We start from the raw sequence: 22,983 nt of genomic DNA on the forward strand, positions 1-22,983 counted from the left end.
GACAAGGGAGCCGTGGCCAGCCGGCCTTGAGGCTTTAGCCTGCACAGGCCTCTTCGCGGGCACGTCGAATCGCCGCACCGCCGCTCCCACAGGTCCACCACATACCTTGGAACTGTGGTGATCCTGTGGGAGCGGCGGTGCGGCGATTCGACGTGCCCGCGAAGAGGCCTGTGCAGGCTAAAGCCTCAAGGCCGGCTGGCCACGGCTCCCTTGTCCTGCTCACTGATCACATACTGCCGATACGCCGGGTCCGCCTTGATCTGTGCCTCGGTAAACGGCATCGCTGCCAGCTGCTTGGCGGCAAACGCCTTGGTCTGGTCGCTGAAATGTTCCGAACCGGCTTCGCTGGACTGCGAGAACGCCAGCAGCCCACGCGCCTGTGGCCCATTTTCAGTGAAACTCACCAACTGCAGATAGCTGGTACCGCTGACCACCAGGCGCTTGCCCGGTCCGTGCGGCACGCTGAACATCGCATTATAGACCCCCAGCTGCTGCGGCCCGCCCGGCACCGGCGTGCCATCGGCGGCTTGCTGGATCTGCCCCCAACGGCTGCCCTCCTCCACACCGGCCTTGGCCACTTGCTGCAACGACGCCAACGCCGCTTCGCGCAAGAGCTTGCGTACTGCCGCCTGCTCCACCGCCAAGCCACGCGGGGTGTGCTGCGGGTCTGCCGGGTCGAAGGCCATGCGCCAGCTTTGCGGATGTTTGGCCATGCTCTCGACCATATTCTGGAAATGCACCAGGCCGATACCACTGTTCAAATCGGCCTTGCCATTCCATGCGGCGAGGCTGGCGCACACGGCCTGCAGGTCCGCCTCAACGCCTTTGCACCACTGCAGCAGGTCGGGCAGCACTAGGCTGGCCAGGTACACGTCGTCATCCAGCACCATGCGCTGCAAATCATCGACACCCAGCTTGGCGTTGCCTTGCAGGCGCTCGAGGGCGAAACGCCCGCGCATGCCCAACGGCTGGTCGCTGCGGCTGATCAATGGCGAGAACCCGGTCAACGGCTGGGCCGGGTTGGCCATCCAGGCCGGGTCGTTGGAGTTCTGCACGAAGTCGTTGCGCTCAAGGCTTGGCAGCATCCGCGCCGGGAAGATGCCAGGCTGTGCGGCCTGGGCGTCGACCTTCCACTGGCAGGTGCTGCGCGACCCGTCCAGCACCACCAGAGGGCCTTGCGCCGCCGGGTTGCTGCACTCGCTCAGCAGCTGCTGATCGACATAGGGCACCACGGACTGGTTCAGGTACAGCGCCTTGCCGGCGGCATCGACCGCCAGGGTGTTGACCCAGGGGATGCCCTGCAACTGCTCGATGGACCCCTTGAGGGTATCCAGGCTGTCGGCCTGGTTGATGCGGTACCACTGCTGCAGCACGCGCGTGTTGTCCAGGTTGGCATCGCGCAGACTATAGGCCGCCTGGGTATCCCAATCCAGTCGACCGGGCCACTGCACCACCGGCCCGAAACTGGAGCTATAGACCTGGCGCTCGACCTGGCTGAGCGAACCATCGGCGGCCTTGACCGTGACGCTCACGGCCTGCCGTGCCATGGGGATGGACTTGCCATCCTGCAGGTAGTGGGTCGGGTCCTTGGGGTCCAGTTGCAGACGGTACAGGGTGAAGTGTTTCGAGGTGTCCACCGTGTGGGTCCAGGCCAGGTGACGGTTGAAGCCGATGTTCACCACGGGCAGGCCAGGCAAAGCGGCCCCCATCACATCCAGCTTGCCAGGAATGGTCAGCTGCATCTGGTAGAAACGCATGCCACCCATCCACGGGAAGTGCGGGTTGGCCAGCAGCAAGCCACGGCCATTGGCCGAGCGCTGTGCCCCCACTGCCACGGCGTTGCTGCCGCGCTCGGAGGCGAAGCGCTGCTGCTGGGCCAGTGCCACGTCAAAGGCCGGGGCTGTTTTCTGGGCGGCCAGTTTGGGGGGCTGGGCGCCCGCCAGCGCTTCGGCGAACTGGCCCACGCCCCCTTCGGCCAACAGGCGACGGGTCAGTTTGACCAGGTCCTGGCTGGTGATCGGGCGTACCCACTGGCCATCGCCACATTCCGCTGGCAGGCCTTGGTTGCGTCGCTCGGCCAGGGCGCGGTTGAAACCGCTGGCATACCCCTGCAGCAGCTCTCGCACCTGCGCTGGCTGGTCCTGCATGAAGCCACTGACTGCCGCTGGCGTGTTCAGCCAGGTGAAGAACAGATCGCTGGCCAGGTTGTCGCGTTGCTCGAGGGTCTTGCCCTGGGCGCCGAAATAGCGCGAGCGCTCACCATTGACCGTCAACACTTCGTTGGCCAGCAGGCACAGGTTGTCCTGGGCATAGGCATAGCCAATGCCATAGCCCAGGCCGCGCTCGCCCTGGGCGACGATATGCGGCACACCAAAACTGGTACGGCGGATCTGCGCACTGGCATCAGCGCTGGGTTCCCGCGCCTGCACGGCTACGCTTGAGGCGACCAGGGCAGCCGCCAGGCTGGCACAGGTCAAGGGACGCGAAATTGGCAACACGGGCACTCCTCGGATTCAGGGGGTCATTCCCGATCAGACGAATGGCTGGATGAAAATTTTACGCGCACGCGCGCCGCGAACCGTCTTAATGAAAAACCGGCAGAAATCTTTTTTCAGGCAGAAGCTGCAGATTTGCCGTTCTCATTCGTCCTAATCAGTGAGGCACCCATATTTCGGGACAGTCCACGAAAAGGAGCATTCACATGTACAACCCGCAACCCTCAGTGCAGACCGGATGCGCCCCAGGCAAAGCGGCCAACGGAGCGGCCGACTGCGTGGACGAGCGTGCCGGCAACGTGCAGATTCGCGAACTGCTGCGCGGATACGGCCTGCGCACCAGCCTTATTCGCCTGAAAGTGATCGATGCGCTGTACAACGCAGACCGCACCGGGCGCAGCATTGGCGTACGCGGCGTGCATGCGCAACTGGAACAACTGGACATACCGCTATCGTTCCTGAGCGTACGTGAGGTGCTCAAGCGGCTATGCACAGAGGGTGTGATCAGCCTTGGCAGCGACAAGTGCTACAGCCTCAAGCCAGAAGCACGCGCCGTGCTCGAGCAGCCCTTGCCGCGCTGACTGAAGGCCGGCCTGGCGTGGCCGGCCGGCAGGCGTCAGGGCTTGACCTTGCGCCGCAGAATTCCGTTGATCACGACTACGACCACGGCAATGGCAATGGCCAGCATCTGGAAGGTCTGTTCACTGATCGTGCCTTGCTTCTGCAGATGCGACAGGCCCAGCATGAGGCCCAGCACCACCAGGATGATCAGAAGCGAGTATTTGAGGCGCTGCACGTGTGTCATCGAAAAATCCTTCAACATCGGGGGCATTTGGCTCGCAATGAGCAGGCGCAATGATACAACGGCCATGGCTTGCGGCGCTGTATTTCCTGCTTAGCGTGGCGAGCCCACCCTGAAAGCATGGATTTCCCCAATCCATGCTGGAGGCATCATGCGCAATTTCGCGCTGTTCATCATGCTGCTCACACCCTCTCTTCCCATTCATGCCCTGGACACCCGCCAGGCTGCGCCTGAACAATTGCTCAAGCTAGGTAGCCAGCTGGCGACCCACGCAGGCAGCAGCCAATGGCAACAACTTTGGCAAAGAACCCGTGCTGCCGGGCACCTGCAAGCCACGTCCGGGCAAGCCCACTTCACGATCCCTCACCCACTGCTGCCAGAACTGGCCCGTCAGACGCTGGCGCAGGCGGATCAGGTAGAAACCGTGAACCACACCCTCGCCCGCTATCGGCGTACCTTCCCTGACAGGGTCATCGGCATGCGCGATGGTCAGCCCTTGAACAGCCTCTGCCTGACCATCGACTGGCGCACCTTGCCGCAGGAGCAGGCAGATAGAGCCCATGCCTACCTCGGCAGTGCAAGCCTGCTGAACAGCTATCCATGCAAGTAAGAGGGGTTGGCACTTACCGACACTGCGGATAGAGCGACCCTACGTGACATCGGGCCTGCACGGCAGCACTGAAGCATCGTCCTACACCGCTAGGCATTGTTGCCTGCAAGCCCTGCTCATCAAAACTACAACTGCCAGCCCACTTGGCGCCTAGCGACAGCATTCGTCGCTCACCGAGAATTCCCCCATGCCAACGACAGGCATCGCGCTCCATCCACCGCGAGGAAGTCTCATATGGAACTGCCAGATCTCACCGCCATCGACATCGGCCAGTTACCGCATTCGTTGCAAGCCCTGATCGAATGCATCGGCCTTGAAAGCGCCTACCAGCTGACCTGCGCCTACGGCGGCAGGCCCAAGTACATCCCAAAGCACCGAGAGCGCACCAAGCTCGCCGACGTACTCCCGGCCGATGCGCTCGACGCCTTGATCAAACGTTTTGCCGGCGTGGCCCTGGAAATCCCCAAGGCAGACCATTTCCTGCGCCAGCTGCGCAACCTGCAGATCCAGAAAGAAAGCGCCAACGGCCTGTCCCGCAGCCTGCTGGCCGACAAGTACGGCCTGAGCCTGCGCCAGATAGGCAACATTCGCCGTCAGGAGCATTGCCCTCGTTGAAGGTGCTCACGCGCGACCACCCTGAGTGGCCGCCTCCTAAGCCTTGCAAAATGAGATAACCACCATGTCTATCGATAACAGCCTTATCGGTTCGGTCGTCAATGCCCTGCCCATGGACCGCATGATCGCCGCACCGCTGCAAGCGATGGTCCAGGCGCAGGTCACTGCCAGCAAATCCTATGCGGACTTCCTCATGCAGGTCTGCGTACAAGATGGCAAAGCCGTTGCCATCCAGTTCGACTACGACGAAACCATCGTTGACGAACAAGGCGAGTACAGAGGCATCGTCAGCAAGTCCATGAAGGTGCCCCTGCTGGCCGCCATCACCCACCCGAACATCACCATCGAAGAAGGTAACGTCGAGTTCGAGCTGACCATCAGTCAGATGGCCGAGGACTTCAGCGAATCGAGCAAGAGCGGCGACCTGGCTGCCTCGCTGGGTTGGGGCCCGTTCAAACTGGATGTGAAAGGCAGCATCAGCAGCAAGTCCACACAAACCCGCAAGACCGATACCCGGGCACGCTATGCGTTCAATACCTCGCTGCGTCGCCAGGATCCACCAGAGGCCATGATGCGGGTGATCGACTTCCTTACCGACGCGGCCACCAAGCCGACCGTTTTGCAAGGCTCCGAGTTGAAAAGCCCGGATTTGATTTCGCAAGACGACACACTCAAGCCCCCTGCCGCCGACGACAGTAAGACGCAACCACCGGGTAACTGATCAGGTGCGAGCCGCTTGCCTCACCTATCTCGGTGGGGCACCTTCCTGATTGAGGAGGCAATCCATTGGACAAACCACTTTCGCCGATGACCGCTGTCGATCTGCGGGATATCACCCGCGGATTGCAGGAGGCCGCCGCCGCCACCAACAGTCTTATCGCCCAGCAATACATCAACCTCTTCGATCAGTTTTTTGACTGCGACACCCAGGCACTGGGTAGCCCGATGAAAGCCAAGATGGTCGAGATCGCCATGGATGATAGGCATGTGATGCGCGTGCCACTGTTCGCCCTGGTGGCGCCGAAGGGCCTGACCTTGGAGCGCATGCAGGTAGACCTGTCGGTACGGGTCAACGCCACCGAGGGGCTAAGTGCCTTGCACGAGGAATATGAACGGGCCGGCGTAGCCAGTTTCAAGGTGACGATCGGCGCGCAAGGCCGCCAGGGCGAAGCCCGCGACCCTGACGAAGTGCAGATCCGCATGCAGTTTCATGCCAGCGAACCACCCGAGGCACTCAACCGCCTGATCGAGGAGTACACCAAGATGATCGTCCCCGTTCGCAAGCCCGTCTCACCTGCCCCTGCAGAATCCAACGAATTCATCGAGGCCGCCACCGTACGCTGACGCCCCTCAAAAATCTCGCTTGTAGAAGATATCCAGCGAGCTTGCCAGCCCACTGGCAGCCTCCAGATACACCTTCTTGCTCAGTTTGTATCGCAGCGCAATGGTATTGGCCGGCTCGAACACCCCGACCCCGTAGCGCAAGCTGAGCTTCTCGGTCAGGTTGCCACTGGCCACCACGCTGGTGCTGTTACCGGAGCCTTCGGTGTCCAGCTGGAAGTCATCGATCCCCAGGCCCGATGCCAGGCTGCCGGTAATCCCGGCGCTGCCTGCCAGGCCCAGGCCCAGTGCCGCTTCGGCCAGCATGTTGTTGTCCTCGCCGGTAGTCCCCAGTGGGCGCCCGAGCACCAAATAGGACAACGCCTGCTCCTGGCTCATGGCCGGTTCCGAGAACACGCTGGTGGTCGGCTGCTCGGCACTGCCACTCAGGCGGATACCAGCAATCACATCATCGACCTTGCGGATGGCCTCGATATCCAGATAAGGCTGGTCGATGGGCCCGGCGAACAACAGCCGTGCGCGGCGAATGGTCAGGCGCTGGCCATAGGCACGGTAGCGACCATCGGCCAGGCTCAATTCACCACGGGTGTCCATGTTGTCACCGATGTGCACATGGCCCAGCAGGTTGGCGGTCAGGCCGAAGCCGCTGAACGACAGCTTGTCCTGCCCCACGACCACATCGATGTCCATGGCCATCGCCATGGGCGGTTTGCCCTCTTCGGTCTGGTGGCCGACGATGACGGTGTCGTCCGAGACCTTGACGGTAGAGGGTGGCAACTCGCGCACAACGATCTTGCCCTTGGGCACCAGCACTTTACCGGTCACTGCCAGCTTGTCATCGATCAGGCGCAGGTTCAGATCTGGCGCGACTTCCAGTGTGGCGTAGGGTTCGACGGTCACGGGCAACTGCTGGCCCTGCAGACGCAGGTCCATGCCCAGGGCCTGGCCCCAGGTCAGGTGGCCGTTGAGCTGGCCGCGGCCGGCTTCGCCGCTGCGCCAGCCGCCGTTGAGCTGCACCTGCTCGCCAGCGATCAAGGCCTGCAGCGAAAGGTCCTGCAGGCTGACCGGCAACTCGGCACCACTGACCTCACCGCCACTGAGCATCAGGTTGCCGTTGACCTGTGGCGCCAGCAAGGTGCCGGTCAAGCGCCCGCTGCCATTCAACTGCCCGGCCAGGCGCTCGACCATCGGCACGAACGGACGGGCAATCGACAGGTCCAGCCCGGCCAGGCGGAAGTCGCCCGACAACGGCTTGTTCTTGCCCAGTGGATCGAGGCGCGTGTTCAGGCTCAGTTCGCCCAGGCGTTCGCCACGAAAATCCAGGCGTATATCAACCCGGCGTGGCGCCAGGGTGCTGTCCAGGCGCAGGGTCTGGTAAGGGAAGTCGATCCAGCGGCCCTTGTCGCGAACGCGCAACGTACCGCCACTGGCGTCGACTCGAACACTGCCTTTAGGGCCGCTGGCCGGGACATCCAGGTTCACGTCGGCATTGAGCATGCCCTGCCAGGCGAAGTCCTTCGGCAGCCATTGCGCCAGGCTCTCCAGCGGGAACTGCTTGAGGTGATAGCGCAGACGCGGCTCGGGTGCCAGGCGCTGGTCCTCGCCGCACAGGCTGGCCTGGCCGGAGCGCCAGCAGTGGGCACCGAAATCCAGTTGACCGCTGGCCAGTCGCTGCAGCCGGGCCGGTGCCTGCAGTTGCCAGTCCTGGCCGCCGGCCTGGATTCTGCCGCTGGCCAGGCGACCACGCCAGTCACCCTTGTTCAGCTGGCCATCCAGGCCCAGGTCGAGCTTGAGTTGTGGGCCATCCAGCGCCAGGGTCAGCGCCTGTTGGCGGATATCACCCTTGCCATTGGCCTGCAAGGTGCCCAGCAGCGTGTCGCCCAGGCGGATGCCGTTGGCCTTGAGGTCGATCACGCCCCGTTGGGCGCTGTCCAGACGCGCCTCCAGATCAAGCCGCTGGAGGCGGTTTGCTTCCTGTGCCAGTTGCTGGCCTTGCAGGGTCAGGTTGCCTTGCGGCGCGTTCAGCGTGCCGCTGACGTCCAGGCGCCCCTTGACCTGCCCTTGCAGCCTCGGCCACAGCTGGCCGAGCCGTGGCAGGTCGAGGTCGACACGCCCGGCCAGGCGCTGCTGCAGGCTGCCGCTGCCGTTGATTCGGTTATCGCCCAACTGCACGGCCAGCGCACCGAGCGTCCAGCTCTGGCCTGCCCCTTGTGCCTCGACTTTGAGCACCGCCGGCTGCCCGCGCAGACGCCCCTTGAGGTCAAGCTGGGCATCCAGGCTGAGCTGCTCGCCTTTCATTTCACCCTTGCTGCGCAGAGGTCCGGCCAGGGTACCGGGCAGCTCGGCAAGCCAGTACGCCGGGTCCAGCGCCGACAACTGCAGGTCGACGTCCCAGGCCAGCGTATCGGCGAAACGCAACGCGACGCTGCCCGCCGCCTTGCCCTGCCCGGCCGTCAGCGCCAGCTGCGGCAGGCGCACCTGGCCCAGGTCACCTTCGAACGGGCTGGCCAGGGTGAACGCCCCGGCCGGGCCGTCGAGGTCACCGTTGAAGGTACCTTGGTAATTGCCATTCTGGTATTGGACCTGGGCATTGAAACGCTTGAGGGTAACCTGCGGCGGGGCTTCCAGCGGGTACAGGCGCAGCCACGGAAAGTCCTGCCAATCCAGCTGGGCATCGGCCTTCAGTGCCTGCTGCCAGTCAGCGCTGGCCTGCAGCTTGACGCGCTGGGTGTCACTGGCGGTCAGGTCCAGGGCATCCAGCTTGGCGCCCTTGGCATCCACCTTGCCGCTCAGCGCCAGTGCGATCGGTGCCTGCTCGGCCGGCAGGCTGGCACTGCCAGACAGTTGGTAGCCCTTGAGCAGATCGCCCTGGGCATCCAGCACGAGCTGATTGAGCTGCAACGTGTCGGGCAACGATGCCGTTGGTTTGAAGGCCTCGGCGCGAATCTGCAGTTTCGCCGGCAGGTGTTCGGCAAGGGCCTGTACCGTCCCGCTCAGGCGGGCATCAAGGTAGCCGCTGCTGGTGGCGTCGAGGCTGAGGGTTTTCTGCAGTTCCCCCTTTGCGTTCAGCGCCAGCTGCCAAGCCTTGCCCTCCACCGCAGGTAACTGTACCTGGCCTTGAAGTTGCACCGGCCAATCGCCCTCAGGCTGCAGATCGCCCTGCACTTGCACGCGCAAATCGTCACGCTGCAGCTGCAGGCTGTCGATGCGCAGTCCGCTCGCGGTCCAATGCGCCGACAGGTGCAGATCGCCGAGCAGATCACTGCCATCCAGGCGCAACTGCCCCACCTTTACCTCACCGACCTCGATCGCCACCGGCAAGCGCAGCGCGGGTAACTGCAGCGGGCCACTTTCAGCCGGTTGATCGCTTGGTGCGAAGGCCATGTCGACCCGCTGGGCCTGCAACTGGTCAATACACAGCGTGGCGCGCAGGAGGCAAGCCGGTGACCAGCTCAGCAGCGGTGCCTCCACTTGCACATGGTTGCCGCCGTCGATCCAGCTCAAATGGCTGGCCTGCCAGGTGCCCGCCAGGCGGCCCTGGAAATCGTCGATAGTCAGCCCTGGCACCCGGCCGAGTGCCCAGCGGCTGCCACCTTCGGTACCCAGCAAAACGCCCAGGGCCAAGGCCACCAGCAACACGCTGCCGAGCACACCCAGCAGAATGAATTTCAACACACGCATCACAGCTCAGGCCCCATGGAGAAGTGCAGGCGAATACCACCGTCGTCATCGAGTGCCTTGGCCAGGTCCAGGCGCAGCGGCCCGACCGGCGACACCCAGCGCACACCGATACCGACCCCGGTCTTGAGACTGGGCAGCTCCAACGTGTTGAAGGCGTTGCCTTGGTCGACGAAGGTTGCCACCCGCCATTTTTCGGCCAGCGAATACTGGTACTCGACGCTGCCCGCGACCAGGTAGCGGCCGCCGATGCGGTCGCCGTCGCTGTTCTTCGGCGACAGAGTCTGATAGTCGTAGCCGCGCACGCTCTGGTCGCCACCGGCGAAGAAGCGCAGCGACGGCGGAATGTTGTTCTTGTAGCCGTTGGTGGCACTGCCACCGAACTGCACCCGCCCGAGAAAGCGGTGGTTGTGGCCGAGGGTGGTCAGGCCCTTGAGCAGGACATTGCCATGCAACAGGTTGGTGTCGGACATCAGCCCTTCCTTGGCCACCTGGGTGTCGAACTGCAAACGGTAGCCGTTGTGCGGGTCGATGCGGTTGTCGCTGCGCAGGTAGGAAAAGCTCACACCTGGCATCAGCAGGTGGCTCAGCCCCGAATCATCGCCCAGGCTGTACTCTTCGCGCTGGTACTTGAGCGAGATTACCCGCTGCCAGCCGCTGGCCAGCTTGCTGTGCCACTCCGGGCCGACGGTCAGCAGCTTGCTGAGGGTGTCGGTGCCGGCGATTTCTTCGTTCTGGTAGCCGCCGGCGAAGCGCAGCTTGTCGGTCAAGGGTGGATCCAGAGGCACGTCGTACCACAAGCCGACGTTCTGCCGCGGTGCCGAAAGCTCGGTTTCCCAGCCATAGCTGTGGCCTTGCGGGTTGACCCAGTGCCGTGTCCAGTTGGCCTTGCCACGCGGCCCCACGTCGGTCGAGAAGCCCAGGCCCAGGCCCATGGTGCGGGGCTTGCGGGTGTCGAGGCGGACGTCCACCGGGATGTCTTCGCCTACCGCCGCAGTGGGTGCGGCATCAACCCGCACGCCTTCGAAATAGCCGCTCGATTGCAGGTCGTTGTTGAGTTGGGCGATCAGTTCGGAGTCGTAGGGCGTGCCGGGCTTGAACGAGACCATGCGTTGCAGCAGGTCTTCGTCGAGCGGCGTGTCGCCGCTGAATTTCACGGCCCCGAGGCGATAACGCGGACCGCTCTGGTAAACCAGCTCGATATCAGCCACGCCGGCCTGAGGGTCGACCGCCAGGCGCTGGCGTGTGAAGTGGCCACTGAAGAAGCCATAACGCGAAGCCTGGTTCTGGATCAGCCGCTTGGCATCTTCGTACAGGCCATGGTTGAGCGGTTCGCCCGCACGCAGTGCACGGCTGTCAGGCACGCGAAAGGCTTTCATCTCGCTGGCCGGCCCTTCGATGCGCACGGTCACGTTGCGCAGACGTACCGGCTCGCCGGGGTCGATCTTGATGATCAGTTGTGGGTGCTGATCGGCCTTGGCCGGCGGCTTGACCTCGGTGTCGATCTGCGCCTGATAGTAGCCAAGTGCCTGCGCGGCCTTGCGCGCCTGCTCCTGGGCCCCGCGACTGAAACGCAGCAGCGCTTCTTCATCGCGGTCGCCAAGGGTACCAATATAGCCTTCGACATTGGCCTTGAGCTCCTTGTTGGCGGGTTTTACCTTCACCAGCAACTCGCTCTGGCCCCATGCTGCAACACTGGCGGCCCAGAAAACCAGGCCCCAGGTTAGTCTTCCTGAATACGTCATGCGGCGCATGCTACCAGAGCCAGGCGCTCAAGGGAGGCGCCTGGCGGCCTTGTTCAAGCAATTGATGACATGGATGACACTGGATTGGGGTGAAAGAATACCCTTTCCCGGATTGGCCCTACAGCCACCTCGCCTATCTCTTCATAGCCCTGGCGTGCGTAAAAGGCCAGGTAATGTTCGTTGCCAGAGTCCAGCACCACGCCCTGGGTATTGGGGTCTTCCGCGCACCAGTCGTGAACAGCTTGTAACAATTGTTCGCCGTAGTGACATCCACGAAATTGCGGATGCACCCCCAGCAGCGGCAGCATATGCACCTGCCCCGCCGGCAGGCAGCTGGCCAGCGCCGCCTGGTAATCCATGTAACGCCGGGTGCAGCGCTGGCCGGTGCCCAGCAGCATGCGCAAACGCCAGGCCCAGCTGTCGGCCACACCCAGGCGGCGTTGCGGCGGCACGATCAGGGCCAGGGCGATCAGGCGGTCTTCCAGCAGCAGGCCGATGGCCGGCAACTGCAGGTAGAAGTGCTGGCGTACCCACTCGCGCACCATCACCCGCAGCCGACGTTCGTAGCCCGGGCGCTGGGCCTCGAAGATATAGGCGAAGGTCGGTTCGTGGCGGTAGGCGTTGTACAGCAACGAGCGTGCCTCACGGCTGTAGCCGTCATCGAGGGTGCAGATGCGCGCTTGGGCGGCAGTGGCTTCGTGCATGGTGGGTCGTCCTCCTGGAAGGGGCATGTCAGTGCCTTGGAGGTGCTCCACAGCGCATCGTTCACCTCACCCAGCACGTTAGCAGTGCCTTGGCCAAGCCGCCACGCTGGTGATGAACGCCGATGTCGGCTAGCATCCGGCCTTTTACCAGGATTGTCTTTCCATGAAGATCGTCTGTTTCAACATCAACGGCCTGCGGGCCCGCCCGCACCAGCTGGCGGCGCTGATCGAAAAGCACCAGCCGGACGTGATCGGCCTGCAGGAAACCAAAGTCAGCGACGATCAGTTCCCTCTGGCCGATGTCCAGGCACTGGGCTACCACGTGCACTACCATGGCCAGAAGGGCCACTACGGGGTCGCCCTACTCTCGCGCCAGGCGCCGCTGAGCCTGTTCAAGGGTTTTGCCACGGATGAAGAAGATGCCCAGCGCCGCTTCATCTGGGGCACCTTCACCGATGCCGACGGCAACCCGATCACCATCATGAACGGCTACTTCCCGCAAGGCGAAAGCCGTGACCACCCTACCAAGTTCCCGGCCAAGCAGCGCTTCTACAGCGACCTGCAAGCGTTGCTCGAAGGGCAGTTCAAGAACGACCAGCCGGTACTGGTGATGGGCGACATGAACATCTCGCCCCAGGACTGCGACATCGGTATCGGCCCGGACAACGCCAAGCGCTGGCTGAAGACTGGCAAGTGCAGCTTCCTGCCGGAAGAGCGCGAGTGGATGGAGCGTCTCAAGGGCTGGGGCCTGGTGGACAGTTTCCGCCACCTGCACCCGGACGTGGCCGACCGCTTCAGCTGGTTCGACTACCGCAGCCGCGGCTTCGAGGACGAACCCAAGCGCGGCCTGCGCATCGACCTGATCATGGCCTCCCAGGCCCTGGTGCCGCGGATCAAGGCGGCCGGCGTGGATTATGAGCTGCGCGGAATGGAAAAGCCTTCCGACCATGCGCCGATCTGGCTCGAATTGAGCTGACCTGACCCGACGCTTTCGCGGGCAAGCCCGCTCCCACAGGTATTTCACTGCCCTGGAGAATAGTGAAATGCCTGTGGGAGCGGGCTTGCCCGCGAAGAGGCACACACGATAGCCGTTAAAGCCCCAGGCGCAACGCCTCCCCTACCCCTGCCCCACGCCCATCGTCCGCTGCGCTGACCAGGGCAAAGTTGTACGCCCCATGCGACCAGTAACGCGCCTCCAGTTGCCCATCAACCCGCTGCCCCTGCGGCATGCGCTCATAGCGGTCACCCGGTGAGCGCAGGAACAGGCTGATGCGCTGGCCGTTGCGATCCTGGAACACCAGCAGCGCCGCCGGCCCCTGCTCGTTGCTGAGCAGCCGCGCGCCCACCGGCTGAAAGCCGTAACCCGCCAGGTCCGGCAACTGCCCCACGCGGCTGAAATGCCGGGCCAGCCAGTCGCGCAGCTGCGCCGGGTCGCTGGCCTGGATATCCAGTGCCTCACTGCCGGCGAACAACCGATGGGCCTGCACCGCATCGGCCATCGGCAGTTCATTGCTGGCCAAGGTCACTTGCCGTGCCTGCCAGCCACCCAACCCGCCGACGCCCATGGCCAGCAGCAACACCGCCGCCGAAGCCAGCCGCCGCTGTCGGCGCTGGCGCACTCGCTGCTGCACCTGGCGCAGGTCGAGCGTGGCCGCCCCAGGCTGCTCGGCAAACCCTGCCAAGGCCGCACGCAGGCGCCGGGCATCGTTGCGCCAGGCTTCGACCCGCGCCGCTTCCTGCGGGTTGGCCGCCAGCCAGGCCTGTACCTCTGCGCGCCGCGCCGGCTCCAGGCGGTCGTCGATGTAGGCATGCAGCTCGTCTTCACCAGGGATCAGGCGTGTCATTTGAGTCTCCGCAAGGCCGGCGGCTGGGGGTTGCCCTCGGTCAGTTCACGCAACGCGGCACGGGCGCGCGACAGGCGCGACATCACCGTGCCAATAGGGATTTCCAGGGCCACGGCCGCTTCCTTGTAACTCAGCCCCTCGATGCTGACCAGCAGCAGCAAGGCCCGCTGTTCGGTCGACAGCTGGGCGAAGGCCTGCAGGTCGGCCTGGGCCAGGACGATGTCCTCGGTATTGCCGCCCACCGCTTCGTGTTCCGGGGCGCTGCGGCCGAACCACGACAGCCAGCGAGCATGCAAGCGATCGCGGCGCTTACCGTCGAGAAACAGCCGATAAAGAATGGTGAACAGCCAGGCGCGCAGGGCTTCGGCTTCGCGTTGCTGGCCACGGCGGCTCAAGGCGCGTTCGACCGTGGCCTGAACCAGGTCATCGGCGCTGCCGGGCTCGCGGGTCAGCCACAAGGCAAAGCGGCGCAGGCGCTGCAACAGCTCACGCCACTGCTGTTCGTCCAGATCGTGCATGGTCAGGTACCGGGCGCTGGGGTTATCAGTGTATGGGGCAGACGCCTGGCGAGAAAATCTATTCCCGCCGATGGAATAAGTTTTTCCCTGCTCCGTCGTACCGGTACCTTCACTGAACCGGAAGACGACCATGAACTCACCCTTGCAAGGCCCCGCCAAGGCACTGCGCCTGGCCGGCATCGGCGCCGTGATGCTGGCGCTGGGCGCCGGCTTCGCCTATGCCGCTGGCTGGATCGGCGGGCCGCAGCTGACGCCACAACGCATCATCGACACCTTCGAGGCCCAGGCAGGCCACTATCCGGGCTATCGCAAGAACCACGCCAAGGGCCTGTGCATCAGTGGCTACTTCCAGCCCAGCGGCCAGGCCGCGAGCTTGTCGACTGCACGGGCCTTCAGCCAGGCGCGGGTGCCGGTGATCGGCCGCTTCGCCATCGGCGGTGCCAACCCGTTCGCCCCGGACACCGGCGTACCGGTGCGCAGCCTGGCGATCCAGCTGAGTACCGATGACGGCCAGGTCTGGCGTACCGGCATGAACAACCCGCCGGTGCTGGCGGTCAGCACCCCGCAGGGCTTCTACGACCAGGTACTGGCAGGCGCGCCAGACCCGGCCACCGGCAAGCCGGACCCGGCGAAGCTGCAGGCATTCTTCGCCGCTCACCCGGAAAGCGCAGCGTTTCGCCAGTGGGCGGCGGGCTACAAGCCCAGCGACAGCTTCGCCAGCACCCAGTACCACAGCATCAACGCCTTCCGCCTGATCGATGCCAGCGGTTCGGCGCACCCGGTACGCTGGCAGCTCGAACCGCAAACGCCATTCACCGCCCTGCCCGGCCAGGTCGACGACAAGCAGTTCCTCCAGCACGACCTGCAACAGCGCCTGGCCCAAGGGCCGCTGCGCTGGACCTTGCGCCTGGTACTGGCCGACCCGGGCGATGCGGTGGACGACCCGGCCCGCCCATGGCCAGCCGAGCGCCGCAGCGTCGATGCCGGCACCCTGGTGGTCGAGCACGTGGACGCCCCCGAGCAAGGTGCTTGCCGTGACCTGAACTTCGACCCGTTGATCCTGCCCAGTGGCATCGAACCGTCTGCCGACCCGATCCTCGCCGCCCGTTCGGCCGCCTATTCGGAATCCTTCAACCGCCGCAGCCGCGAGTCTCTCGGCGCAGGAGCACAGCGATGAAACCTGAAGTCTTCCACCCCTTGGCGCGCCTGGTGCACTGGCTGATGGCGATCCTGATCATCAGCATGCTGTTCATCGGCGTGAGCATGGTCGGCGACCTGTCACCGCGCCACCCGCTGCTGGTCGAACTGCACAAGGCCACAGGCCTGGCATTGCTGGTACTGGTGATCGTGCGCATAGGCCTGCGCCTGACCTTGCCACATCCGCCACTGCCCGCCGATCTGCCGGCGTTTCAGCGCTTTGCTGCCGGCGCCTCGCATCTGCTGCTCTACGGCCTGATGCTGGCCATGCCGCTGCTGGGCTGGGCGATGCTGTCGGCAGGCGGCTACCCACGCCCCCTGCAGTTGCCCGCCATCGCCCCGCATGACCTGCAATTGTATGCCGTGCTGCGCCAGGCCCATGGCTGGGCCGGCTACCTGTTGTTCGCCACCGTGCTGGTGCACCTGGGGGCGGCGTTGATGCATGCCCTGGTGCGTCGGGACGGCGTGTTGCGTAGCATGTGGCCAGGCCCCGTGCGGCGCAGCGAATGACAGGCTGATGCCCGGGCGGGATCGACAAACAGCAATTATTCTCATTAAGCTCGGCAGCTTTCTTGTCGACCTGCCCTGGACTGCCTTATGAACGTCGCAAAGGACCCTGCACTACTGACACCCGCCAACACCCTGGACATGCGCCCGCTGCTACTGGCCAACATGGCCTGCACCATGTCGATGATGGCCTTCGTCGCGCTGATCGGGCCGATCTCGCGCCTGCTGGGCATGGCCACCTGGCAAGCCGGGGCGGCAGTGACCGTGGCCGGCGTGGTCTGGGTGCTGCTGGCGCGCCCGTGGGGGCGGTTGTCCGACCGCCTGGGGCGCCGCCGCATCCTGCTGCTGGGCAGCGCCGGTTTCACCCTGGCCTACTGGCTGCTGTGCCTGTTCGTCGAAGGGGCGCTGCGCTGGTTGCCGGGGGCGGGCCTGGCGTTCTTCGGCCTGATGCTCGCACGCGGTTGCATCGGCGCCTTCTACGCCGCCATCCCGGTGGGCTGCAACGCACTGATCGCCGACCATGTCGAGCCACAGCGCCGGGCGCGGGCCATGGCTTCGCTGGGCGCGGCCAATGCCGTGGGCCTGGTGGTGGGGCCGGCGCTGGCGGCCGTGCTGGCACAGCACAGCCTCAGCCTGCCGTTCCATGTCATGTCGCTGTTGCCGGCCAGCGCCTTCCTGGTGCTGCTGTTCAAGCTCAAACCCCAGCCCCTTGCGCAAAGCCATGCGCCCAGCCCTGTCCGGCTCAGCGACCCCCGCCTGCGCCGGCCACTGCTGGTGGCGTTCAGCGCCATGCTCAGTGTCACGGTATCGCAGATCGTCGTCGGCTTTTTCGCCCTCGACCGTCTGCAGCTGGCGCCGACCGATGCCGCCCAGGCTGCCGGCATCGCCCTGACCACCGTCGGGGTGGCGCTGATCCTGTCGCAGGTGCTGCTGCGCCAATTGGAATGGCCGCCCTTGAAGATGATCCGGGTCGGCGCCAGTGTGTCGGCGCTGGGCTTCGCCTGTGGCGCGGCGGCCACCACGGCGCCCTGGCTGTGGAGTTGCTACTTTGTCGCCGCGGCTGGCATGGGCTTCGTGTTCCCGGCGTTTTCCGCGCTGGCGGCCAATGCCATGCAGGCCTCGGAACAAGGTGCCACCGCAGGCTCGATTGGCGCCGCCCAGGGCATGGGCGCGGTGATCGGCCCGCTGGCCGGAACGCTGGTCTACGCCCTGGACCCACGCCTGCCATTCCTGGCGGTGGCAGTGCTTTTGCTGCTGGTCGGGCTGTGGCCGTTGCCGCGTGACCAACGCGCCTGAAAGCACAGCGCGCAAGCGTGCAGAGTGTGTTTTAATGCGTCGCTAATTATTTTAAACACCTCTGATTACAAGGCGGCTATGGACACGGGGACGCGACTCAAACTGGTGCGTGAACGCAACAACCTCTCCCAACGGGAACTGGCCCGCCGCAGCGGATTGACCAATTCGACGATCTCGCAGATCGAACAGAACCGTGTCAGTCCGTCGGTCAGCTCCCTGAAAAAGCTGCTCGAAGGGATCCCCATGACCCTGGCCGAGTTCTTCAGCTTCGACGAGCCGGTGCGCGAAGAGCGCTTCGTGTTCCGCGCCAGCGAGCAGCCGGACCTGGGCCGTAATGGCCTGCGCATGCTGCTGGTCGGCGCCAGCGTCGAAGCCCGGCAGATGCGCATGCTACGTGAACTCTACGCCCCGGGTGCCGATTCCGGCGAGCCGATCGTGCATGCCGAAGGCGAAGAATGTGGCCTGGTCACCCGCGGCACCGTGGAACTGTGGGTCGATGGCCAGGTGAGCATCCTCAACTCGGGCGATGGTTACTACATCCCCACTACCCTGCCGCACAGCTTCAAGAACATTGGCCAGGACGAGGCGGAAATCATCAGCGCCAACACCCCGGCCAATTTCTGAGCCCGGTTTGGCCTCGCCCAGGGCGAGGCCATCCTCCCTTAACGGCTCAGCGCTTCTTCGACGAAATCCAGGCGATCCTGGCCGAAGAACATCTCCCCGTCGACAAAGCAGGTCGGCGCACCGAATACACCCCGCGCAACTGCCTCTTCGGTCACCCGCTTGAGTTCGGCCTTTACTTCGACATCCGCCGCCAGCGCATGAAATGCCGCTGGGTCGAAGCCGGCCTGGCCGAGCGTTTCATCCAATGTCGGGCCATCGCTCAAGTTGCGCCGCTGCTCCCACAGCCCCTTGTACAGCACGGCCAACAGCGCTTCGAACTGCGCTGACGCGCGAAGCTGCATGCCGATGGCACCGCGCATCAGGGTCAGGGTGTTCACCGGGAACCCCGGCGGCAGGCCGAATGGCACGCCATAGCGGCGGGCATAACGGCCAAGGTCGGTGAACATGTAGCGGCCCTTGGCAGGGATCATCGCCGGCGAAGCGTTGCCGGTGGCCTGGAACACCCCACCAAGCAGCATCGGCCGGTATACCAGGGTCGCGCCATGCCGGGCGCAGATAGCAGGCAGCTGGGTCCAGGCCAGATAGCTGGCCGGGCTGCCCAGGTCGAAGTAGAACTCCACGGTCTTGCTCATGCATCACACTCCTTGGTCGGTCAGGCTTACCAGCGCTCCATCCAAGGGCGCAGGTCCAGTTCGAAGGTCCAGGCATCACGGGGCTGCGCATGCAGGAACCAGTAGCTGTCGGCGATGTGCGCCGGGTCGAGAATGCCGTCCTGATCCTTCAGCGCGTAGCGTTCCGGGAAACTGTCGCGGATGAACGCGGTGTCGATGGCACCATCCACCACCACATGGGCCACGTGGATGTTCCGCGGGCCGAGCTCCCGCGCCATGCTCTGGGCCAGGGCGCGCAACCCGTGCTTGGCCCCGGCGAAGGCGGCAAAACCGGCGGCACCACGCGTGCCTGCGGTGGCGCCAGTGAAGAGGAGAGTACCGCGCTCACGGGTGACCATGCGCCGGGCCACGGCCTGGGCGGTGAGGAAGCCGGCGAAGCAGGCCATTTCCCAGATCTTGAAGTACTTGCGCGGTGTCTCCTCAAGGATGCTGCACGGCACATTGGCGCCGATATTGAAAACAAACGCTTCGATCGGGCCAATATCACGCTCGATGGTATCGACCAGTTCGGCAACCTCTTCCTCCTTGCGCGCATCCGAGCCAAAGCCATGGGCCTGGCCCCCAGCAGCGCGGATCTCGTCGATCAGCGGCTGCAGCTTTTCTGCCTGGCGCCGGGTAACACACGCGACATAACCCTCACGGGCAAATCGCTTGGCGATCGCGCCACCGGTGGCGTCCCCGGCCCCGATCACCAGCACCACTTTTTGTTGTTCTGCCATGCCTGCCTCCATTGGTGAATGATCGTTTAGTAAACGAACGCTATGTTATGATCGCCCCCATCGTCAAGCAGCGCGAAGAGGTCGTGCATGCGCTACTCCACCGAACACAAGCAGCAGACCCGCGACAAGTTGCTGGCCAGCAGCGGCGCGCTGGCCAAGCGCGGCGGTTTTTCCAGCACCGGCGTGGCCGGGCTGATGAAGGCCATCGGCCTGACCGGCGGCGCGTTCTACAACCATTTCCCGTCCAAGGACGACTTGTTCACCGAAGTGGTCCGCCAGGAGCTGTGCAACAGCCCGCTGGCCCGCCTGGCCAACCAGGGTGCCAGCCGCGAACGCCTGGCCCGCTGCCTGCAGCAGTACCTGAGCCTGGCGCACCTGCACAATGCCGAAGGCGGCTGCCCGCTGCCGCCCTTGGGAGTGGAAATCGCCCGCGCCGAACAACCTGTGCGCGAAGAGGCCGAGCACTGGCTGGTGAGCCTGCATGCCGCGTGGAGCGAAACCCTGGAAGACCCGGCGCTGGCCTGGGTGCTGATCAGTCAGTGCGTCGGCGCACTGGTGGTCGGGCGCATGCTGGCCAGTGAAGCGGTGCAACAGCAGTTGCTCGATGCCAGCAAAGGCTTTGTCGACAGGGCATTGAATGAAGCGGATTAACCTGCTGTTGGGGCTGCTGCTGGCAGCGCCCGCCCTGGCCGAACAGGCCTGCCCGCCTGGGCAGTATCAGGTGTGCCTGATGGGCTGTTTCTGCGCGCCGATCGACCCCGGCCAGGCCGGGCAGGTGCTCAAGGATGTCGAAACGGTGGCGTCGAGCAGCCTGGCGTTTGCCTTGCAACAGGCTCGTGACGAAGCCACTGCCAGTGGCACTCAACCGATCCCCTTGCACATCCGCGCACAACTGGAGCCCTGGTATGACTTTGCCGTGCTCGATGCCGCGCGCTACCGGGTCGGTGACGAGCAGCAGGTCACGGCGGCCAACGCCATGCTGCAGAACCCGGACGTGAACGCGGTGACCCTGATCGATACCATCATCTTCCGCCACGCCAGCGATGCCGAGGACAACGTGGCGTTGTGGGCCCACGAGCTCAAGCATGTGCAGCAGTATCAGCAACTGGGGGTGAACGAGTTTGCCCGGCGCTATACGCGCAACTACGAGGAGCTGGAAGGGCCGGCCTACAAGATCGAGGCCGAGGTGGGGAAGGCATTGCGCGAGCGCAGTTCCGGGCAGGCTCGGTAGCCTGCACTGGCCTCTGTGGGAGCGGGCGTGCCCGCGAAGAGGCCAGTACAGGCAACACACATCTTTCAGGAAGAAGCGGCAGCGCCCTCACCCACCTGCTCGCGGCTGGCATAGCGCTGCGCCAGCACCGCACACACCATCAGCTGGATCTGGTGGAACAGCATCAGCGGCAGGATCATCGCGCCAATGCCGCTCCCCACGAACAGCACCTGGGCCATCGGCACCCCGGTAGCCAGGCTCTTCTTGGAACCGGCGAACAGGATGGTGATGCGGTCTTCCAGGCTGAAGCCCAGCACCTTGCCCAGCATGCGCGTGCCGAACAGCACCACCGCCAGCAGGATGCCGCACACGGCGAACAGCCCAGCCAGATGCTGCGGCGATACCGTGTGCCACAGGCCGGTAACCACGGCCTCGCTGAACGCGGTGTACACCACCAGCAGGATAGAACCCTGGTCCACCATCTTCAGCCAGCGGGCATTTTTCTTGACCCAGGCACCGATCCAGCGGCGTGCGACCTGCCCGGCGACGAACGGCACCAGCAACTGCAAGGTGATCTTCAATACCGCGTCCAGCCCCGAACCGGTATCACCACTGGCGCCCAGCAGCATCACCACCAGCAGCGGGGTCAGGAAGATGCCGATCAGGCTGGAAGCCGCCGCACTGCAGATGGCTGCCGGCACATTGCCGCGGGCCAGCGAGGTGAAGGCGATGGCCGACTGCACGGTGGCAGGCAGCGCGCACAGGTACAGCACGCCGAGGTACAGTTCGTTGCCCACCAGCGGCACGAACAGCGGCTTGAACGCCAGGCCCAGCAGCGGGAACATCACGAAGGTGCAGGAGAACACCAGCAGGTGCAGGCGCCAATGGCCAGCACCGGCGATGATCGCCTCGCGCGACAGCTTGGCGCCGTGCAGGAAGAACAGCAGGCCGATCGCCAGGTTGGTCAGCCAGCCGAAATACACCGCGCCGTCGCCCGAGCAAGGCAGCACGGTGGCAATCAACACCACCCCGAGCAGGCACAGGGTGAAATTGTCGAACAACATGCGCAAATACTTCATAACAGTTTCCATCTTGTCGTTGTGCAAGGCCAGACGATAAGGTCTTGGGTTTTTTCCCGCTAACGCCGGAACCCCCATCGGTGTCGCTCAACGGACACACCCACGACGGCCACACCCCAAAAAAGGACCTTTGCATGCCACTTGTACGTCTAGCGCCACTGTTCATCCTGTTCGGCTTCGCCTGTGCGCATGCTGCCGAGCCGTTGCAAGCCCAGGTGGACGAAGTCATCCGGCCCCTGATGAAAGAGCAGGATATCGCCGGCATGGCCGTGGCGGTCTACGCCAACGGGCAGGCCCATTACTTCAGCTATGGCGTGGCCAGCAAGGCCGATGGCAGTGCGGTCACCGCCGACACCCTGTTCGAGATCGGCTCGCTGAGCAAGACCTACACCGCCACCCTCGCCGCCCTGGCCAGTGCCGAAGGCAAACTCGACCTTGAGGCCCCTGCCCGACGCTACCAGCCCGCGCTTGCCGGCTCGCCCCTGGGCGAGGACAGCGTGCTGGAGTTTGGCGCCTACAGCGCCGATTGCCTGCCGTTGCAGTTCCCCGATGAAGTACAGACGCCGGAGCAGACGTTGGCATTCTTCCGCAACTGGAAGCCGCGCACCGAGCATGGCACCCAGCGCTGCTACTCCAACCCGAGCCTTGGCCTGTTCGGCGACCTTGCGGCACGTGCGCAACACAAGCCCTTCGCAGCCATCATGACCGAGCACCTGCTACCGCAGCTGGGCCTGCAGCACACCTACCTGCAAGTGCCGCAAACAGCACAGGCGCTGTACGCACAGGGCTATGACGCACAGAACCACCCGGTGCGCGTCAGCCCCGGCCCCTACGCCGACGAAGCCTACGGCATCAAGACCAGCGCCAGCGACCTGCTGCGCTACGTGCGCCTGCACATGCAGCCTGCCGAATTGCCACAGACACTGCGCAAGGCCACCGCCATCACCCAGGCCGGCTACTTCAAGGTGGGCGCCATGACCCAGGGCCTGGGTTGGGAACGCTACCCTTACCCAGTCGCGCTGGAGACGCTGGTCGATGGCAACAGCCCGCGCCTGATTCGTGAGCCCCAGGCCACCCAGCGCCTGAACCCGGCGCTCCCGGCCCTGCCCGCCGCCTGGTACAACAAGACCGGCTCCACCAGCGGCTTCGGCGCCTACGCCGCCTTCATTCCGTCCGAAGGCAAGGCCATTGTCCTGCTCGCCAACCGCAATTACCCCAACGAAGCCCGTGTGCGTGCGGCCTTCCAGATACTTTCCGGGCTCGACCGCTGAGTCACCGCCGAACAGATTGCCAGACAATATGACAAGAATGTAGTGACGAAAAATATT

23 protein-coding genes are annotated in these 22,983 nt (G+C 64.5%); 13 read left to right on the forward strand and 10 right to left on the reverse strand.

The window, feature by feature from the left end:
• Window positions 1-185: 185 nt before the first annotated feature.
• Window positions 186-2,498 (reverse strand): acylase, encoded by a 2,313-nt coding sequence (locus tag J7573_RS00005; protein ID WP_294322963.1) that lies wholly within the window; start codon window positions 2,496-2,498, stop codon window positions 186-188.
• Between the two features lie 203 nt (window positions 2,499-2,701).
• On the opposite strand from J7573_RS00005, the gene J7573_RS00010 reads away from it, so the two are divergent.
• Window positions 2,702-3,076 carry a fe2+ zn2+ uptake regulation protein gene (locus J7573_RS00010; protein WP_294322966.1) on the forward strand — a complete coding sequence of 125 codons (375 nt, stop codon included), beginning with the start codon at window positions 2,702-2,704 and terminating at the stop codon, window positions 3,074-3,076.
• A gap of 35 nt (window positions 3,077-3,111) precedes the next feature.
• On the opposite strand, the gene J7573_RS00015 is transcribed toward J7573_RS00010, so the two are convergent.
• Window positions 3,112-3,300 carry a hypothetical protein gene (locus tag J7573_RS00015; protein ID WP_003248064.1) on the reverse strand — a complete coding sequence of 63 codons (189 nt, stop codon included), beginning with the start codon at window positions 3,298-3,300 and terminating at the stop codon, window positions 3,112-3,114.
• A 148-nt stretch (window positions 3,301-3,448) separates the two neighbouring features.
• Between J7573_RS00015 and J7573_RS00020 the strand changes: the two genes are divergently transcribed.
• The 4 genes from J7573_RS00020 to J7573_RS00035 all read left to right on the forward strand — a co-directional run bounded on the left by J7573_RS00020 (window position 3,449) and on the right by J7573_RS00035 (window position 5,866).
• Window positions 3,449-3,907, forward strand: a complete 459-nt coding sequence (locus J7573_RS00020) for a hypothetical protein (RefSeq protein ID WP_294323329.1) — start codon at window positions 3,449-3,451, stop codon at window positions 3,905-3,907.
• Window positions 3,908-4,141: 234 nt separating this feature from the next.
• A complete protein-coding gene (locus tag J7573_RS00025; RefSeq protein WP_294323332.1) occupies window positions 4,142-4,522 on the forward strand; it encodes a Mor transcription activator family protein in 381 nt (126 codons plus the stop codon).
• Between the two features lie 64 nt (window positions 4,523-4,586).
• Window positions 4,587-5,243: a DUF2589 domain-containing protein gene (locus tag J7573_RS00030; RefSeq protein ID WP_294323334.1), complete on the forward strand. Its 657-nt coding sequence runs from the start codon at window positions 4,587-4,589 to the stop codon at window positions 5,241-5,243.
• A gap of 65 nt (window positions 5,244-5,308) precedes the next feature.
• Window positions 5,309-5,866 (forward strand): DUF2589 domain-containing protein, encoded by a 558-nt coding sequence (locus J7573_RS00035; RefSeq protein WP_294323339.1) that lies wholly within the window; start codon window positions 5,309-5,311, stop codon window positions 5,864-5,866.
• Between the two features lie 6 nt (window positions 5,867-5,872).
• Here the strand turns inward: J7573_RS00035 and J7573_RS00040 are convergent, their stop codons facing one another.
• From J7573_RS00040 to J7573_RS00050, 3 genes are read right to left on the reverse strand one after another with little or no spacing between them, the layout of a single operon-like run.
• Window positions 5,873-9,547 carry a translocation/assembly module TamB domain-containing protein gene (locus J7573_RS00040; protein WP_294323341.1) on the reverse strand — a complete coding sequence of 1,225 codons (3,675 nt, stop codon included), beginning with the start codon at window positions 9,545-9,547 and terminating at the stop codon, window positions 5,873-5,875.
• Window positions 9,544-11,286, reverse strand: a complete 1,743-nt coding sequence (locus J7573_RS00045) for an autotransporter assembly complex family protein (protein WP_294323344.1) — start codon at window positions 11,284-11,286, stop codon at window positions 9,544-9,546. Before J7573_RS00045 ends, J7573_RS00040 begins: the two co-directional genes overlap by 4 nt.
• A gap of 53 nt (window positions 11,287-11,339) precedes the next feature.
• Window positions 11,340-11,990 carry a GNAT family N-acetyltransferase gene (locus J7573_RS00050; RefSeq protein ID WP_294323346.1) on the reverse strand — a complete coding sequence of 217 codons (651 nt, stop codon included), beginning with the start codon at window positions 11,988-11,990 and terminating at the stop codon, window positions 11,340-11,342.
• Between the two features lie 163 nt (window positions 11,991-12,153).
• On the opposite strand from J7573_RS00050, the gene xthA reads away from it, so the two are divergent.
• Window positions 12,154-12,966, forward strand: a complete 813-nt coding sequence (gene xthA, locus J7573_RS00055) for an exodeoxyribonuclease III (protein ID WP_294323349.1) — start codon at window positions 12,154-12,156, stop codon at window positions 12,964-12,966.
• Between the two features lie 115 nt (window positions 12,967-13,081).
• Here the strand turns inward: xthA and J7573_RS00060 are convergent, their stop codons facing one another.
• A complete protein-coding gene (locus J7573_RS00060; RefSeq protein ID WP_294323351.1) occupies window positions 13,082-13,834 on the reverse strand; it encodes an anti-sigma factor in 753 nt (250 codons plus the stop codon).
• The gene (locus J7573_RS00065; RefSeq protein ID WP_294323355.1) at window positions 13,831-14,352 is read right to left on the reverse strand and encodes a sigma-70 family RNA polymerase sigma factor; all 522 of its coding nucleotides are present in this window, start codon (window positions 14,350-14,352) and stop codon (window positions 13,831-13,833) included. Before J7573_RS00065 ends, J7573_RS00060 begins: the two co-directional genes overlap by 4 nt.
• 130 nt (window positions 14,353-14,482) lie before the next feature.
• Between J7573_RS00065 and J7573_RS00070 the strand changes: the two genes are divergently transcribed.
• The 4 genes from J7573_RS00070 (at window position 14,483) to J7573_RS00085 (ending at window position 17,976) form a co-directional block, all read left to right on the forward strand.
• Window positions 14,483-15,529 carry a catalase family peroxidase gene (locus tag J7573_RS00070; RefSeq protein WP_294323356.1) on the forward strand — a complete coding sequence of 349 codons (1,047 nt, stop codon included), beginning with the start codon at window positions 14,483-14,485 and terminating at the stop codon, window positions 15,527-15,529.
• Window positions 15,526-16,059, forward strand: coding sequence for a cytochrome b (locus J7573_RS00075; RefSeq protein ID WP_294323358.1), 534 nt, complete (start codon window positions 15,526-15,528; stop codon window positions 16,057-16,059). Before J7573_RS00070 ends, J7573_RS00075 begins: the two co-directional genes overlap by 4 nt.
• Window positions 16,060-16,146: 87 nt before the next feature.
• Window positions 16,147-17,352, forward strand: coding sequence for an MFS transporter (locus tag J7573_RS00080; RefSeq protein WP_294323360.1), 1,206 nt, complete (start codon window positions 16,147-16,149; stop codon window positions 17,350-17,352).
• Window positions 17,353-17,430: 78 nt separating this feature from the next.
• A complete protein-coding gene (locus J7573_RS00085) occupies window positions 17,431-17,976 on the forward strand; it encodes a cupin domain-containing protein (RefSeq protein WP_027916793.1) in 546 nt (181 codons plus the stop codon).
• A 38-nt stretch (window positions 17,977-18,014) separates the two neighbouring features.
• On the opposite strand, the gene J7573_RS00090 is transcribed toward J7573_RS00085, so the two are convergent.
• Both J7573_RS00090 and J7573_RS00095 read right to left on the reverse strand, forming a co-directional pair.
• On the reverse strand, window positions 18,015-18,608 hold the full coding sequence (locus tag J7573_RS00090; protein ID WP_294323370.1) for a 2-hydroxychromene-2-carboxylate isomerase: 594 nt from the start codon (window positions 18,606-18,608) through the stop codon (window positions 18,015-18,017).
• Between the two features lie 26 nt (window positions 18,609-18,634).
• The gene (locus J7573_RS00095) at window positions 18,635-19,366 is read right to left on the reverse strand and encodes an SDR family oxidoreductase (protein WP_294323373.1); all 732 of its coding nucleotides are present in this window, start codon (window positions 19,364-19,366) and stop codon (window positions 18,635-18,637) included.
• An 87-nt stretch (window positions 19,367-19,453) separates the two neighbouring features.
• Here J7573_RS00095 and J7573_RS00100 point away from each other — a divergent pair, with 87 nt between their 5' ends.
• A complete protein-coding gene (locus tag J7573_RS00100) occupies window positions 19,454-20,017 on the forward strand; it encodes a TetR/AcrR family transcriptional regulator (protein ID WP_294323376.1) in 564 nt (187 codons plus the stop codon).
• Complete coding sequence (locus J7573_RS00105; RefSeq protein ID WP_294323378.1) at window positions 20,004-20,597, forward strand: DUF4157 domain-containing protein; 594 nt, start codon at window positions 20,004-20,006, stop codon at window positions 20,595-20,597. Before J7573_RS00100 ends, J7573_RS00105 begins: the two co-directional genes overlap by 14 nt.
• A 65-nt stretch (window positions 20,598-20,662) precedes the next feature.
• Here J7573_RS00105 and J7573_RS00110 read toward each other — a convergent pair whose 3' ends face one another.
• A complete protein-coding gene (locus J7573_RS00110) occupies window positions 20,663-21,667 on the reverse strand; it encodes a bile acid:sodium symporter family protein (RefSeq protein ID WP_294323380.1) in 1,005 nt (334 codons plus the stop codon).
• A 122-nt stretch (window positions 21,668-21,789) separates the two neighbouring features.
• On the opposite strand from J7573_RS00110, the gene ampC reads away from it, so the two are divergent.
• Window positions 21,790-22,926, forward strand: coding sequence for a class C beta-lactamase (gene ampC, locus J7573_RS00115; protein WP_294323382.1), 1,137 nt, complete (start codon window positions 21,790-21,792; stop codon window positions 22,924-22,926).
• Window positions 22,927-22,983 lie beyond the last annotated feature (57 nt).

Source organism: Pseudomonas sp., assembly GCF_017744435.1.
Classification (GTDB): domain Bacteria; phylum Pseudomonadota; class Gammaproteobacteria; order Pseudomonadales; family Pseudomonadaceae; genus Aquipseudomonas.